Source organism: Paenibacillus phytohabitans, assembly GCF_013141775.1.
GTDB classification, from domain to species: domain Bacteria; phylum Bacillota; class Bacilli; order Paenibacillales; family Paenibacillaceae; genus Paenibacillus_AQ; species Paenibacillus_AQ phytohabitans.
The window spans coordinates 117,725-133,830 of record NZ_WHOB01000089.1; the positions used below are offsets into that span (position 1 = coordinate 117,725).

Consider the following 16,106-nt stretch of genomic DNA (forward strand, 5'->3'; position numbering starts at 1 on the left):
ATTTGTTTGCAGCTCTGATCCTCTATTCATCATTAACGCCGCAGGAACATCCCCTGAGAATCCGGCAGGACCGGTGCGAATCCATATTGGGCATACAGCCTGGAGGCTTCCCCGTCAGCAATGAGACTAATATACGCCTTGTCCGGCACGGTATCCAGAAACCTGCGGATTTCCCGCATAATGATTTTCCCCAGACCCTGCCCCTGAAAGGAAGGCTTCACGGCAATATCAGTCACCTGAAAAAAACAGCCCCCGTCCCCGATTACCCGTCCCATTCCAACCAATATATCTCCTTCATACAAGGTTACAGCAAACGCGGAGCGGGGCAGCCCGATTCCGGCTCCCTCCACACTCATGGGACTAAGCCCGGCTTCCAGCCGCAGGGCCAGGTATTGCTCCACTGTGGGCAGCTCATGCCGGATATCCGGCTGCAATGTCTTGTCCATACATTATCCCCTCTTGTCATGATTATCCGCCTGCACGCGGACACTCCTGTTAACCTGTTACCAATATATATGACTGCAAGGTTTCGAGGCAAGGCAGCGCCTATCTTATCCGGAAAAATGAAACGTCCCGCCTCCCCCCGGCGTACAATTACTCAGAAATACAAACGGTTCTGCATCTGTTGCCGGCACAGGGTTATTCTTAGCCCGTATCCTTGGGTAAACTGTGGAATAGGATCTTTATAAGACTACTTGGAAGGCTGGTGGAGTTATTATGTCTCCGATAGGGAAATTATTCAAATGGGGAACTTTCGCTTATGAGGCTTTTCTGGCACTGCCGTTCATCGGCGGGGCATTTGTCGTAGCCAATGCCTGGGTACCGCTGGGGGTTGCTTTTCTGCTCCATGCCGTAGCTGTAATTATTCTGCTGAGAGAACGCGGTTCTATCATCGGTAACGCAGTTGGTATCGTCACTTCAGTGGTCGGTTTAATACCTTTTGTCGGCTGGATTATGCATGCCATCACTGCCCTCATACTCCTGGTGGAGGGAATCAGCGGATCACGGCGCAACACACGCTACTAAAGTAAGGCTTACACTAATTGTCCCGGCATACAAAAGGGGTACCTCATTCAGCCTTTTCCAGGCTTGTGAGATCCCCCTTTTTTCTGTTCACGGAGATGTATAATCATTTATCAGTGCACTACAGATTGCTATCCTCGTCCCGCAGAACGGGAATCGGTCCGCCGGCTTCCGGTTTCTCCACTATAACGTGCATTTGCTGTGCTGTTCTCGAAACGTTTGCGCTCTGTGCGCTCCATCTGTACGATTTGACCTTCATGCACTACAATATGCAATGAGCCGAACTCCATATCGTCGAGAAGTTCCGTTATCCGCGCAAGCCATACCTCATCCACTTTCAGTGGTTTAGCCATTCTCCAGCCTCCCTTTCCCCGGACAGGGGAGTATCTCCGCCTAAATCCCGTTATTCCGTAATTACCACCTTGTATACTATGAATTAACTTAGCACGGACCCCAAGGACTGTCAATGAGCATTTTTACGTAAAAGCAGGCTCTTGACGATCATCGTCACCAGGGCCAGCAGGAGCAACAGGGAGGCAACGGCGAAGGATGCCGAAAATTGATATTCGTTATACAGAATCTCGACATGAAGCGGCAGGGTATTCGTCTCTCCCCGGATATGCCCGGATACCACGGATACCGCGCCGAACTCCCCCATCGCCCGTGCATTACAGAGAATAATGCCGTACAGCAGACCCCACTTGATATTAGGCAGCGTCACGCGCCAGAAAATCTGCCAGCCGTGCGCACCGAGCGTAATGGCCGCTTCCTCCTCCTGTGTGCCCTGCTCCTCCATCAGCGGAATCAGCTCGCGCGCCACAAAAGGGAAGGTGATAAACAGCGTAGCCAGCACAATACCCGGCAAAGCGAAAACAATCTTGATATCGTGGTTGCTCAGCCAAGGACCGAACCAGCCATGCGAGCCGAATACCAGAATAAAGATCAACCCGCCAATTACCGGCGATACGGCAAATGGCAGATCGATCAGCGTAATCAGAAAGCCCTTGCCGCGAAAACGGAACTTGGTCACTGCCCACGCCGCCGTTACACCAAAGATCGTATTCAGCGGAACGGTAATGGCCGCGACCAGCAGGGTCAGCTTCAGCGCCGAGGCGGCATCCGGATCGGTCAGCGCAGCCCAGTAGACATCCAGCCCCCGCTTCAGCGACTCCACCAGCACGATAATCAGCGGCAGGGCAATCAGCCAGAGCAATACAAGTCCGGCAAGGGAAATGAGTACCCATTTCACCGCTTTGGATTCAGTCGTCCGGGGGGACGACACGCTTTTTCGCGGCGCGGGGACATGTAAGGGAACCGTACCGGCCATATTTATTCCTCCTAAAGTTTTGTTAGCTTAGGCATCCTGAATCCTTAACGCGAGCTCTTCCGCGCCCAGTGCTGGAGGCTGTTGATGACCAGCAGCATCAGGAAGGAGATCAGCAGCAGCAGCAGCGCCACCGCCGTTGCTCCGGCATAATCGAACTGCTCCAGCTTGGACATGATGAGCAGCGGAGCAATCTCCGTACGCATCGGCATATTGCCGGAGATAAATACAACGGAGCCGTATTCGCCGATGCCCCGGGCAAAGGCCAATGCAAAGCCCGTAAGCAGCGGCGGGAACAGCTCCGGCATAACAATCCGCACGAAGGTCCGCCAGCGTCCCGCTCCCAGCGTGGCCGCTGCCTCTTCCATATCCCTGTCCAGATCCTCCAGCACGGGCTGAACCGTGCGGACCACAAAGGGAATGCCGATAAACATCAGCGCCAGCGTAATGCCAAGCGGCGTGAAGGCTACCCGGAGGCCCAGCGGCTCCAGCAGGGAGCCGATCCAGCCGTTCTGGGAATAAAGTGCGGTCAGTGACACACCCGCCACAGCTGTAGGGAGTGCGAACGGCAGATCGATCAGGGCGTCGAATAGCCTTTTGCCCGGAAATTCATAGCGTACCAGCACCCAGGCCAGCAGCAGCCCCAGAACAGCATCGATCAGGGCTGCTGCTGCCGCTGTACTCAGACTGACCCGATAGGAGGCCAGGACACGGGCATCCGTAGCCACATCCCAGAACTTAGCCCAGCTGAGTCCCGTCGAATTGAAGAGCAGCGCTGACAGCGGCAGCAGAACGACAAGACTCAGATACAATACGCTGAACCCCATCGTAATTCCGAAACCCGGCAGAAGCCTGCGCCGTGACACAGCCCCCGCAGCAGCTTTAGTGGTGACATTCATTTGCCCATTCATCCTTTCCTGCCTTCGGCTCGTTGGCCGATCAGCAACCGGGCGGGACCCCGCCTGCAAAATTCGCCTTACCTGTTCTGCTCAGCTCCATCCCGGAACTTGCTATCAGCTGCCCGGCACGTAGATTTTGTCGAAGATTCCTCCATCATTAAAGTGCTTCTCCTGGGTTTCCTTCCAGGTTCCGAATTTGTCCGCCAGTGTGAACAGCTTGATCTCAGGGAATTGGTCCTTGTACTGTTCCTTCACACTTTCCAGAGTCGGGCGGTAATAGTTCTCGGCGGCGATTTTCTGGCCTTCCTCGGTGTACAGGTATTTCAGATAAGCATCTGCGACCTCACGGGTGCCTCTCTTGTCGACAACTTTATCCACCACGGCTACCGGCGGCTCGGCCAGAATGCTCTCCGACGGATTTACAATCTCGAATTTATCCGGACCCAGCTCCTTGATCGACAGGTAGGCTTCATTCTCCCAGGCGATCAGCACGTCACCGATTCCGCGTTCAACGAAGGTAGTTGTGGAGCCGCGCGCCCCGGTGTCCAGTACGGGTACATTTTTGAACAGCTTCTGTACGAACTCCTGAGCCTTGGCTTCATCGTTATTATTCTGGTCAAGCGCATATCCCCAGGCTGCCAGGTAGTTCCAGCGCGCACCGCCGGAAGTCTTTGGGTTCGGAGTGATCACTTCTACATCGTCCTTGAGCAGATCCGGCCAGTCCTTGATGCCTTTCGGGTTGCCTTTACGCACAAGGAATACGATGGTGGAAGTATACGGGGAGCTGTTATGCTCATATTTACTCTGCCAGTCCGCGCCGATAAGACCTGTTTCCTGCAGTGCATCAATGTCATATCCGAGCGCCAGCGTAACTACATCTGCTTCCAGACCGTCGAGTACAGCCCGGCTCTGCTTGCCTGATCCGCCATGCGATTGCTTGATCGTAACCTTCTGGCCTGTCTCCTGCTCCCAGTAAGCGGCGAATGCCTTGTTATAATTCTCATATAGTTCACGTGTAGGGTCGTAGGACACATTCAGCAGCTCGACCGGATCTTTGGCTGGAGCCTTTGTTGCCTCCGGTGTAGCCGCCGTATTCGCAGCCGCCTCTATTGCTGCCGGAGCTTCTGTTGCCGCGCCTGCACTGTTCCCTCCATTGTTGTTGCCGCAAGCAGTAAGCCCTGCCGTCAATAATAGTGTGAAACCGGCGATAAGCCCCTTCTTGATCCCTTTCTTCATCACAAACCACTCCCCCATAATGTTCTTGTAATTGCATTATCATTGTGAATTTCTTGTTGGTCGGATTTCCGTCAAAAAAAGACGCAGGAAAGCCCACTTGTGGCTGGTCAAACCGGTCCTATGGACGCGTATCTGCGAGCCTGAAGCAGGCGTTCCTCCGTCTGTACGGTAAGAACTTATTTGATTATTCCTACCCATTTAGTAGGTTATACAGACATAATACTGAAAGCCCTGCGCGCTGTCAAACCTTTTTTTCAATTTGGATGAAAGATAGCTCTATTCCGCCCGGCGGCAGCAAGTGGTGGCCGTTCCTGTAAGACCCACTTGTTATTGATGTCTTAAAGTAATATTATTGCTACATCTTATAGGTCAAATTACTAGATATAAGTTGAATTACTAGAGATGAGTTCTGCCGGATTTCTGCAGCCTCTATTTGCCACAAATTGTCGGGGGAAACTATCATGGGAATGGATTTGGAGTATGTACCCGCACCGCAGGGACCACGCCTGCATAGGCGCATACTCAGAGAAATGGGAAGACGCATCTTAGAAACGTACCGGTACGATACAGCATTATGGAGGATTGCGCTCTGCGGTCCTTGGATTCTATGTATTCTGGCTTTTACTATAGCCGTTATGGGCATCCCTACAGGGCTTGGGAGCGCAGCGGATATTATACTGGCTGCCGGCGCGGGAACCCTTGTAATGGCGCTGGCCGGCAACCTGCTGGCTGTACTGCTCTCCTTAACCGGACTGCGCATTCCGCGGCTGTTCATGGGCTCTTGGCTCAGTGCACTGAGCGCCGTGCTGCTTATTCTGTATTACGCCGATCTGGAGCTTGAGGCTGCAGCAGCCATCGCTGGTATCACAGCTTTGGCCGGGGGACTGGGAGGTCTTGCAGCCGGTCTGCTGCGGACGCGGAGAACCCTCACCGGCGGGCTTCTGGCAGCGGTTCTTGTCCTGACCCCCTTGGCACTGGCCTATGGGACGGGAAGCAGCCCTGCCCCCTCCCCATCGGTTAAGACATTGGCTGCGGATGGAGAGGTTCTTCCTGCGGCGGCGGCTGATCCCGGACAGCCGGGGGACTATACGTTCCACAGCTTCACCTATGGGAGCGGCCAGGACCTGCACCGTACAGAGTATGGCGCGGATGCCGCGCTCCTCTCTGCTTCTGTGGATGCTACGGAATACATCAAATCATGGCCTGCGCTGCGTACCTTATTCTGGGGATTCGATCCCGGAGCGCTTCCTCTAAATGCCCGGGTCTGGATGCCTGACGGGGACGGGCCTTATCCGCTCGTGCTTATGGTGCATGGCAACCATATGATGGAGGATTATTCCGAGGGCGGATACGCTTATCTCGGGGAACTGCTGGCCAGCCGGGGATTTATCGCCGTCTCGCTGGATGAGAACTTCCTGAATTATTCTGCGTGGTCCGGCATTCCGGATAATGACTTCCAGGTGCGGACCTGGATGATTCTGAAGCATCTGCAGCAGATCGCAAGCTTCGCGGAGCAATCCGGTACACCCTTCTATCAGAAGGTCGATTATGACCAGACTGCATTGCTGGGCCATAGCCGCGGCGGTCAGGCTGTAGCCATGGCTGCGGATGCCTCGCGCTGGTTCACCGGTGATCCGGCACTGGCGGCAACGAAGCAGTTCAACATCACTTCCGTTATTGCGCTGGCTCCTACGGATAAAGCCATTGACAGCAAACAGGCCAGTCTGGTGGATGTGAACTATCTGACGCTGCAGGGCGCCCGTGACGGCGATGTGCATGACTTCTACGGGGACCGGCAGTATATGCGTACTTCCTACACCGGCAGCACTCCGGCTTTCAAAAGCTCGCTCTACATTGCCGATGCCAATCACAGCCAGTTCAATACAGACTGGGGGCTGTTTGACCAGGCGCTGCCGACGGGGCTGTTCCTGAAACGTACAGATATAATGGATGGTGATGAGCAGCGGCAGATTGCCAAGGTCTATGTCTCCGCCTTTCTGGAGACTACGCTGCACGGGAAGACGGAATATCAGCAATTGTTCCGTGATTACCGCAGCGGTGCGCAGTGGCTGCCGGATACCGCCTATTATAACCGGTTCCAGAGCGGGACTTACCTTACGGTAGCGAACTACGAGGAAGACCGCAAAAGAAATACGGTGAAGGGCGGCACTGCCACAGCTGAAGGCCTCACCTGGAGCGAAGAAGCGGCCAAGGACCGCGAGTCCAAGAACAAACCTTCATACGGTATTCTGCTGGAGCGCGGCAGCACCGCTCAGAACCAGGCTGGAGCTGGTGATGCGGATGCTGGTGCGGATGCGGTTGAGGCCTCCTACAAGATTAAGCTTAGTGAATCACTCACCCGTAATCTTGCCGGTTCCGCCGCAGAGGGCTTAGCCTTCTCCTTGGCTAACCGTAATTCCGACGCTGATGACGCAGAGGATGCGGCTGCACCCTCTGCGGCCGCTCTCTCCCCCGATGTGGAGGTGGAGCTGACCGACAGCAATGAGGTCACGGCACGGCTGCCCCTGGATGAGGTAATGGAGATTCTGCCATTGCCCCAGACCGAATTCACGATCAGCCCATGGCTGGAGGAGCGGATCAGCGACGGCAAGTTCGGCGACCGCTCGGAAGCCGTCTTCCAGACCTACGAGCTGCCCTTTGAGCTGTTCCTTGAAGAGGAGCCAGCGCTTGATCCGGACAAGCTGACCGAAATCACCTTCTACCTGCAAGGGGAAGATGACAAGATTATGCTGGATGACATCGGCTTCTATGAGCGGGATGACCAGCTGCAGGGGATGCAGTAAAGAGCCTACTCAGACGATAAAATTACTGTTCCGTGTCCCTTGTGCCACAAGGGTATATAATGAGCCCAAACGAAGAACGTCCCAGACTGCCAGCGGGCAGAGGGACGTTCTTTTGGCGTGAACCCGGAAAAGGGAAATCCTTATGCTTATTCTTATTCTTAAGCCCGCTTTCTATAGATAAGTCCATTGGCTTAAATGTTGTATGAATTACAACTTAGATCCACAGATGGCGGCGTAATCAGCTCTATCAAACAGCCACTACACAGACCGGAGACGGAACCTCCAGTTCATTACCCGTAGGAATCAGCCGGCCGCTCTCGCTGTCGATCCTGAAGGATACGATGTTGCCGCTGTTCTGGTTAGCGGCGAGCAGCATGCCGCTGATAATGGCGAAATTCCGCGGTGTCCGGCCGCCGGAGATAACCCAATCCTCCGCTTCCAGCAGACCTGTCGCATTATCAATATGGAACAGGGCGATGCTGTCATGTCCCCGGTTCGATACATACAGGTATCTTCCGCATGGGGAGACGTGAATATCCGCCGCTGTATCATCACTTCCGGCCGTGTAATGCTCAGGAAGCGAGCTGACATTCTGCAGGATCTTGAGGTTGCCCTGCTGCTCGTCATCCGCAAAAACGGTAACCGTATTATTCAATTCATTCACCAGATAGATCCATTGCCGTGAAGGATGTACAGCCAGATGGCGCGGCCCGGAGCCCGGCGGCAGATCCACTTCGCGGTGGGTGACCAGCTTGCCCTCCTCCACGCGGTAGAACACAATCTGATCCAGTCCGAGATCGCAGACCAGCACATGATCCCCGGTTTTATCGGGAATAACGGAATGCGGATGAGGCGCATCCTGACGGTCTGCACGGATTCCTGAACCTTCATGCTTAACCTGGGAGGACATGTCCTGCAGCGAGCCGTCACTGTTCAGCGGGAATACATTTACATTCCCTCCCGTATAATTAGATACGAATATGTAATCTCCTTGCGGAGCCACGGAAACATAACACGGCGCACCGCCTCCGGTAGCTCTGCTGCCCAGCGGGCGCAGCGCTTTGCTGCCGGATTCAATGGCGTAGGCGTGCACCTGGCCTTCATCCTGTTCACTTACCGCATATAATACGGTTCCTGCTGCATTTACAGCCAGATAGGAGGGATTCTCAATTCCGCGGGTGCCGCCCATAATTCTCATTTCGCCCGTTTCCTTATCCAGCGCCCCCAACAGGATGGCTTCTTCCTTCTCACTACTATAGGTTCCGATATAGAACAACACTTCATTAGGCTGGTGCATGGCAACGGCTCCTTTATTGTATAGTGTACAAATATATAACCTGCACAGCGGTGTTTTCACTCAGCTGATCTCCGCAAAATTTACTATAACATGTTTATGTACCCAAGACATTACCAGGCTTAAACAGCATAAATATGGATACAATAGAATACTAATTCTAAGTGTGCAAGCAATATTTGACACTTGGTTTAAACGTCTTGCAGAAGGTTAATAGTAACCATCGAAGATAACAAACACAAAGGAGCTGAAGAATAATGAGTTTATTATGGATGTTGATTGTTGGTGGCGTGATTGGTTGGCTGGCTGGCCTGATTATGGGCAGAGATATTCCGGGTGGCATTATCGGCAACATTATCGCCGGTATTCTGGGTTCATGGCTCGGCGGCATGCTGCTGGGAAGCTGGGGACCTAAGATCAGCGACTACTATGTCTTCCCTTCATTGATTGGTGCCGTAGTTCTGATCTTCATCGTCAGCCTGATCCTGCGTTCGGTTGGCGGACGTAGCCGTTCTTAAGCCCTATGGCAGCATTCCTAGCTGAAGCTGCTGAAATACACTTATCAAGCAAACCCGCCAGGGTTAACCCTGGCGGGTTTGCTGTGTGGACCATTCAGGGGCCGCCTTCACCACGGCCGGTGATCCATTCTGAATTGGATCTTTTTTCTGCTATAATGAAGAAATAAGTGACCCAAATCACAGAGAGGAAAGTGAATCATGGGCAATATCAACCCCTCACTTCTGCATGTGGGCTCCACGCTGGGAGCCGTGTTCATGGCGCTGATGGTTATTTTTATCCGCCTGAAGGCTAGTGCCCGTCCGGTAACCGTCCGTAAAATATGGATTCCGCCGCTTGGCATGTCCACCGGATTCGCCATGTTTGTAGTCCCGGAAGTCAGATTTCCCTGGTGGTGGGCTGTCGCAGCTTTCCTGGTCGGCTGGTTTATCTTCGCCTATCCGCTAATGCGCAGCACCCGGTTCGAGGAACGGGAAGGACAGATTTATGCCCAGCGCTCCAAGAGCTTCGCCTTCATTCTGCTTGGACTGCTGCTGATCCGCACCCTTCTCCATGAGTTTATCAATCAATATGTATCCGTCCCGCAATCCGGCGGATTATTCTTTATTCTGGCCTTTGGCATGATTCTCCACTGGAGAGTGTTCATGTATAAGCACTACACCCGGATGCTGCCTGCAGAGGCCCCAATACCACAGACCAGAGGGTAAGCAGGATACATACATCCTGGACAGCAGGGTGGAAACGGCTTTGCCGCCTTGTTCAAAGAGCGGTCACGTTTCAGCGGGAAGTATAAGGATGATTCGCGGAATGACACTTATGCATCCTTATATCCACAAACAGGGGGTGTCCCAAACAGCCATGATCATGACTGCTTGGGACATCCCCTTTCATATTTAATAGGCGCCGGGCTTTCTGTATGGTTCTTAACAGCCCGGATCACATAATAATTATAGCAGTGAAGCAGTATAAGGCTGGACCGCCATATTTCTAACCTCCAATGTCAATTGTGTCGAAAAACGGGCAGGCGACGCATGACTTTTTCAACTTCATGTCAGGTAACTTCCGATAAGATCAGTTAGAATAAAAGCATACTTCTAGAGAGTGGGGACAAGGCAATTGAAAAGTAAATCGAGAAAAGTGGCAATCGTCGGCTCTGGTATGGTAGGTTCCAGCTGCGCCTACTCCATGGTTAATCAGGCCATCTGCGATGAGATCATGATGATCGACCGCACCTACGACCGTGCCATGGCACAAGCGCTTGACCTCTCGCACTGCATGGATTTCACCGGAACACGCACTAAGGTGTACGCAGGCACCTCCAGCGATTGCGCCGGGATGGATGTCGTCATTCTGACGGCAGGCGCCAATCCCAAACCAGGGCAGACCCGGCTGGATGTGCTGGATGCCGCCGCTGTTATTACCAGGGAGATTGTTACCGAAATTATGGCTGGAGGTTTCGACGGTATTTTTGTCGTAGCCGCGAACCCCGTTGATATTGTCACCTATATGGTATGGAAAATATCCGGCCTGCCGCGGCACCGGATCATCGGCACCGGCACCTCGATTGATTCTTCCCGCCTGAAGACGCTGCTGTCCGAGGTATTCACCATCGACCCGCGCAGCGTTAACGGTTACGCACTCGGCGAGCACGGGGAATCCCAGTTCGTGGCCTGGTCCCATGTAACGATCGGCGGCAAGCCGCTTCTGCAGATCATGGAACAGCACCGCGAGCGTTTCAGCAGCCTGGACCTTGAGGATATCGCCCGCAAGACGAAAGATGCCGGCTGGGAGATCTTCACCCGCAAAGGCTCCACGCATTTCGGGATCGGCAGCGCACTGGCCTACATCACGCGCTCCATTCTGAATGATGAGCACAAAATCATCGCCGTTTCGGCGATTCTGGACGGCGAGTACGGGCAAAGCGGCGTCTGCGCAGGTGCACCGGCCATTATTGGCAGCGGCGGTATCCAGGAACTGCTGGAGCTGAACCTCAGCGATGCTGAAATGGCGAAATTCGCAGCCTCATGCAGCATTATCCGCGGCGGAATTGAGAGTCTGCAGCTGGAAGAAAAGCTGTAAGCCTGACCTTGCATCTGCGGATTGATTCATTAAACAGCAAACACCCCTCTGCTTCAAACACGGTAACCCGTGCGGCAGAGGGGGTGTTTTTTTATTGCAACCAGCCCTTAATGGAACTTCTCAATCTCGCTCCGCAATTCGGACATCAGCCCATTCAGGGATTCAGCCGAGGTTACAACCTTACCCATCAGATTCCGCTGTTCAGTTGAAGCCTCTGCAACCATCTCGGCACTTTCCGCAGAATCCCTTGCAATGATCAGCATATCAGAGATGGAAGCCGTAATCTCTTCCGTCCCGGCCGACATTTGCTCGTTGATGGCAGATACATCCTGAATCTGCAAGGAAACCTCGCGGATGGAAGAACGGATATGGTTGAACGATTCGCCCACATTTTTCATTTTCCCCATACCGTCACCGATTTCAACTACGCTCTTCTCCATAGAGACCGCAGCATTCTTGGTGGATTCTTGAATCTGGCGGATCAGTTCAACAATGTTCACGATGGCTCCATTGGTGCGCTCAGCCAGCTTCTTCACTTCGTTCGCTACAACCCCGAAGCCGCGCCCGTGCTCGCCTGCTCTGGCCGCTTCAATAGAAGCATTAAGTGATAACAGCCCAGTCTGATTGGAGATTTCCGAGATCACATCCACGATCTGTCCAATTTGCTCTGATTGACCGGTCAGGTTGTTGATCAGCTCTGAAGTCTTCCCCGCAGTAGTGCTAATTACTGTCATCTGCTCAAGTGTAGCCTGGATCTCCAGATAACCGTTCTCTACCTCGGTACTGACCGTTTCCGCCTGATCTGATACACTGACCGAGGATTCGGCAATTCTTTGCAGCCCGATGGCCATCTCCTCCGTGGCTCTGGCCGACTGCTCCGAACCTCTGAACTGCTCTTCCATCCCCCGCGCCACTTCCTGGACCACGGTCTCGATCTCCGCCGAAGTATTGGAGGTCTGACTGGCATAGTTCAGCACACCCTCTGCAGAGACCGCTACCTGAGCGACTGTGGCATCGATTTTGCCGACAATTCCGGCCAGGCTTGCAATCATATCATTGATGCTCTGGCTCATCTGGCCAATCTCATCTCCGGAACGCACTGCCACCCGATCACTCAGATGACCTTCTGCCACCCGTCTCATTACACCGGAGATCGCTACTATCGGCTTCACAATCAAGCGGGTAAGATAAAGCGAGATTCCGATAACAACCAGCATAACTATAACAACGAATATCAGGGAGATGGTCTGTGCCGAAGTTACTTTGGCTGTAATCTCACTCTTTGGAACGCTGATCAGCAGCTTCCAGTCTGTACTGGGGATCGTACGGAAATAGGTGATGACCTGCTTACCGTCTTCGCCCTTGTAGGTCTCCGAACCCTTGTCGTTTGCCAGTATATTCTTGTAGGCTTCCTTCATTTCCGGCGTTCCGGCATAGTCCGCAATGTTCTTCCCGATCCGCTCCGGATCCGAAGAGGTATAATAATTCCCTTGTCCTGAAATCACATATCCATAACCGGTTTCGGCTACATGGATGTTCTTGCTCATCTCCGTCAGAATATCAGGTGTTACCGAGAAGGCGATGCCTCCGGCGAATTGATTGTTTTTGTCCACTGCCGGAACGAAGACCGGAATAATATTTTTATTCAGCTGCTCCAAAAAAGACATATCGGCTACAGCCGGTGCATGGCTCGTCTTGGCTTCCTGGAAATAGGCCTCACCGCTGACATCGGCGGTAAGATTAAGGGAATTCGACAATACCCCTTCCTTATTAATGACACTGTAGCCTTCGGACTGCCTGTCGCTGTCTTCCAGCACCTTGACTACCGGGAATATAGTGCCCGGCTGTGCGGTGTCGAATTCAGGATGCATGGCCATCAGTTCCTGTACCGCAGACGTTTTGGAGTTTATCCATTCATCGATCCGTGTAGTATTCATCTCCAGGATACTCTCTGCCAGCTCCTCACTGTCCGCCCGGGTCACGCCCCCAAAGTATTGCATGAAAAAGAGGGTCGCTCCCAGCAGAGGTACAATGGCAACTGCTAAAATGACCAACGACCACTTTTTCTGCAGAGAACCAGATTTTCCATTGTTTGCATTCATTTTCATTTTTGACCACAAGCCTGCCTTCTTCACCGAATGTCCCCCCAGAAAACCGTTGTAATCTTCCATATGCTGTAAATATATAATGATATATCGGCATAAATAGACAAAAAACATTATACATCCAATAAAAAATAAGCCTCAGGACCCAATATTTAGGATCATGACGGCTTACTTTTTCATAATTATTTCATAATTTATAAATCAGAATCCGGCAAAAGTAGTGAATTTATAAATATGGCAGCTGAGCATTATCCTGATTTCGGAGGCTGCAATGCACGCATACTGTTGAGCACGGCAAGCACGGTTACCCCGACATCGGAGAATACGGCCTCCCACATGGTGGCAATTCCGAACGCTCCCAGCAGCAGGAAGACGGCCTTGACCCCCAGCGCAAAAATAATATTCTGCCACACAATGGTCCGCGTGCGCTTAGCAATGCCGATAGCGGCGGCAATCTTCGAGGGTTCATCCGTCATGATTACAATATCTGCCGCTTCAATAGCTGCATCGGAGCCAAGTCCGCCCATGGCGATCCCGACATCGGCTCTAGCCAGCACCGGAGTATCATTAATCCCGTCTCCGACAAAAATAATCTTCTCCTTCGGTCCCTTCTCCCGCTCCAGCCGTTCAATCGCTTCCACCTTATCTCCGGGCAGCAGCTCCGCATGAATCTCCTGAATGCCCAGCTGTCTGCCGACGGACTCGGCTACAGATGCAGCATCGCCGGTCAGCATGACGGTCTTGCGGATTCCCAGCGCGTTCAGCTCCTGGATGGCCCGCTGTGCATCCTCTTTCACTTCATCGGCAATAACGATATAACCGGCATACTGCTTATCGACAGCAATATGAACCACAGTGCCGCTCTGCTGCGGGATCTGGCTTGCAATCCCCTCCCGTTCCATCAGCCGTGCATTCCCGGCCAGGACCGCCTTGCCTTCGACTGTTACAGCAATACCGTGGCCGGAAATTTCATTATAGTCCGTGACGGCTTCTCCAGGGATGACCTCTCCGTAAGCGGAGCGGATCGATTCGGCAATCGGATGACTGGAATGGCTCTCGGCATAAGCAGCAATCCGCAGCAATTCCTGCGGGGTGAATCCTTCCGCCGGATAATTCCCGGTCACGCTGAATTGCCCTTTGGTTAAGGTTCCCGTCTTATCAAATACAACAACCTTCACATCATTTAATGCTTCCAGGAAATTGCTGCCCTTGACCAGAATACCGTTCCGCGAAGCGGCCCCGATACCGCCGAAGAATCCGAGCGGGATCGATACCACAAGCGCACAGGGACAAGAAATAACAAGAAAGACGAGCGCACGGTAGATCCAGTCCGAGAACGTGGCTCCGCTGAGTACCAGCGGCGGAACCACCGCCAGCAGCAGCGCTGTTATCACTACTACCGGCGTATAGGCACGGGCGAATTTCGTGATGAAGTTCTCTGTCTTCGCTTTATTATTGGTCGCATTCTGCACCAGCTCCAGAATCTGCGAGACTGCTGATTCGCCGAAATCCTTGGTCACCTCAATGGTAACCACACCATTGCGGTTAATGAATCCGCTCAGCACCTGGCTGCCCGGCTGGGTTGACCGGGGCACGGATTCACCGGTCAGCGCCGAGGTATCCATCATCGCGCTGCCTTCCAGAATGATGCCATCCAGCGGTACCTTCTCGCCCGGCTTAACCACGATGCTGTCTCCAACTGCTACCTCTTCCGGCGAGACCTTGCGCAGATTACGGCCTTCCTTCAAGTAGGCAAATTCCGGCCGGATATCCATCAGCGCTGTAATCGAACGGCGTGAACGGTTCACCGCCATCCCCTGGAACAGCTCACCTACCTGATAGAAGAGCATAACCGCAACGCCTTCCGGATACTCTCCGATGGCAAAAGCCCCGATGGTCGCCAGCGCCATCAGGAAATTCTCATCAAACACCTGGCCGCGGATAATATTCCGCGCGGCAGACCAGACTACCTCACCGCCGACGATAAGATACGCTGCCAGGAAGATTAACAGTTCCGCGATTCCACTGACCGGGAGGAACATCCCGGCAGCAGCCAGAACGGCTCCGCCGGCCAAACGCAGCAGGATTCTGCGCGTACCGCCTTCCCCGTGCTCATGGCTGTGGCCGTGACTGTGGTCATGACCGTCCTCAGCGGCAGAGGTATGACTATGGGTATCCTCTGCAGCCGCATGGGCATGACCGTGTGTGTCAGCATGGGCATGCGGCTCTCCGCCCGGATGGTCATGCTCCTGACCCTGAGTAGCTACGCGGCGTGCCTGGCCTGGGCTGCCAGCAGCCAGCGGCTTCTTGACCGCCCGCGAAGCGGTGACTTCACGCAGCTTCACATGCGGTTCAAGTGCAGTGACAGTATGCTGCGCCTGTTCAGCTACTTCTTCTGCAGCAGAAGCAGCGGTCTCCAGCGTCATGGTCTTCATCGCAAAGTTCACGGAACAGGAAGATACCCCTTCGATCTTCTTGACCTTATTCTCAATCTTCATGGCGCAATTCGCGCAGTCCAGACCCTCGAGTACCCATTTACGCTTCACATTACCTTGTACCGTATTCAAATGACTCATCTCCCTTGGTAAAACCTATATATGAGTATTTGTTCATATGTTAACTTACACATATTATATTCCCCTGAATCTTGCAGTGTCAATGCACTCCGCGCATAGTTTTTGGCTTTTTCATGAAAAATAACCATTAAAACAACGTTAAATAAAACTTATATAGCTTGAACTGGAGAAGGTGCGGTATACCGGTAATTGAAGCGACAGGGATTTTTGCGACAACTAGCAACGAAAATAAACTTGCTGCAAACCCTTG

13 protein-coding genes are annotated in these 16,106 nt (G+C 53.1%); 5 read left to right on the forward strand and 8 right to left on the reverse strand.

Annotated elements, in window-relative coordinates; all coding sequences use genetic code 11:
• Window positions 1-32: 32 nt before the first annotated feature.
• A complete protein-coding gene (locus tag GC101_RS29720) occupies window positions 33-446 on the reverse strand; it encodes a GNAT family N-acetyltransferase (RefSeq protein ID WP_171720280.1) in 414 nt (137 codons plus the stop codon).
• Between the two features lie 271 nt (window positions 447-717).
• Between GC101_RS29720 and GC101_RS29725 the strand changes: the two genes are divergently transcribed.
• Window positions 718-1,026: a hypothetical protein gene (locus GC101_RS29725; protein ID WP_042232103.1), complete on the forward strand. Its 309-nt coding sequence runs from the start codon at window positions 718-720 to the stop codon at window positions 1,024-1,026.
• Between the two features lie 128 nt (window positions 1,027-1,154).
• On the opposite strand, the gene GC101_RS29730 is transcribed toward GC101_RS29725, so the two are convergent.
• The 4 genes from GC101_RS29730 to GC101_RS29745 all read right to left on the reverse strand — a co-directional run bounded on the left by GC101_RS29730 (window position 1,155) and on the right by GC101_RS29745 (window position 4,482).
• Window positions 1,155-1,376 carry a YezD family protein gene (locus GC101_RS29730; RefSeq protein ID WP_039299580.1) on the reverse strand — a complete coding sequence of 74 codons (222 nt, stop codon included), beginning with the start codon at window positions 1,374-1,376 and terminating at the stop codon, window positions 1,155-1,157.
• 110 nt (window positions 1,377-1,486) lie between these two features.
• Window positions 1,487-2,350 (reverse strand): sulfate ABC transporter permease subunit CysW, encoded by an 864-nt coding sequence (gene cysW, locus GC101_RS29735; RefSeq protein ID WP_171720281.1) that lies wholly within the window; start codon window positions 2,348-2,350, stop codon window positions 1,487-1,489.
• A gap of 44 nt (window positions 2,351-2,394) precedes the next feature.
• A complete protein-coding gene (gene cysT / locus GC101_RS29740) occupies window positions 2,395-3,246 on the reverse strand; it encodes a sulfate ABC transporter permease subunit CysT (protein WP_171720282.1) in 852 nt (283 codons plus the stop codon).
• 114 nt (window positions 3,247-3,360) lie between these two features.
• Complete coding sequence (locus GC101_RS29745) at window positions 3,361-4,482, reverse strand: sulfate ABC transporter substrate-binding protein (RefSeq protein WP_216626802.1); 1,122 nt, start codon at window positions 4,480-4,482, stop codon at window positions 3,361-3,363.
• 461 nt (window positions 4,483-4,943) lie between these two features.
• On the opposite strand from GC101_RS29745, the gene GC101_RS29750 reads away from it, so the two are divergent.
• Window positions 4,944-7,286, forward strand: a complete 2,343-nt coding sequence (locus tag GC101_RS29750; RefSeq protein ID WP_171720283.1) for an alpha/beta hydrolase family protein — start codon at window positions 4,944-4,946, stop codon at window positions 7,284-7,286.
• A 247-nt stretch (window positions 7,287-7,533) separates the two neighbouring features.
• Here the strand turns inward: GC101_RS29750 and GC101_RS29755 are convergent, their stop codons facing one another.
• The gene (locus GC101_RS29755; RefSeq protein ID WP_171720284.1) at window positions 7,534-8,583 is read right to left on the reverse strand and encodes a lactonase family protein; all 1,050 of its coding nucleotides are present in this window, start codon (window positions 8,581-8,583) and stop codon (window positions 7,534-7,536) included.
• A 254-nt stretch (window positions 8,584-8,837) separates the two neighbouring features.
• On the opposite strand from GC101_RS29755, the gene GC101_RS29760 reads away from it, so the two are divergent.
• From GC101_RS29760 to GC101_RS29770, 3 genes are all read left to right on the forward strand, one after another.
• Entirely contained in the window at window positions 8,838-9,098 is a 261-nt protein-coding gene (locus GC101_RS29760; RefSeq protein WP_036732764.1) for a GlsB/YeaQ/YmgE family stress response membrane protein, read from the forward strand.
• Window positions 9,099-9,296: 198 nt separating this feature from the next.
• Window positions 9,297-9,803: a CcdC family protein gene (locus tag GC101_RS29765; RefSeq protein ID WP_171720285.1), complete on the forward strand. Its 507-nt coding sequence runs from the start codon at window positions 9,297-9,299 to the stop codon at window positions 9,801-9,803.
• A gap of 409 nt (window positions 9,804-10,212) precedes the next feature.
• Window positions 10,213-11,175, forward strand: coding sequence for an L-lactate dehydrogenase (locus GC101_RS29770; protein ID WP_042133078.1), 963 nt, complete (start codon window positions 10,213-10,215; stop codon window positions 11,173-11,175).
• Between the two features lie 107 nt (window positions 11,176-11,282).
• Here the strand turns inward: GC101_RS29770 and GC101_RS29775 are convergent, their stop codons facing one another.
• Complete coding sequence (locus GC101_RS29775; RefSeq protein ID WP_246354578.1) at window positions 11,283-13,175, reverse strand: methyl-accepting chemotaxis protein; 1,893 nt, start codon at window positions 13,173-13,175, stop codon at window positions 11,283-11,285.
• Window positions 13,176-13,528: 353 nt separating this feature from the next.
• The gene (locus tag GC101_RS29780; RefSeq protein WP_171720286.1) at window positions 13,529-15,847 is read right to left on the reverse strand and encodes a heavy metal translocating P-type ATPase; all 2,319 of its coding nucleotides are present in this window, start codon (window positions 15,845-15,847) and stop codon (window positions 13,529-13,531) included.
• Window positions 15,848-16,106 lie beyond the last annotated feature (259 nt).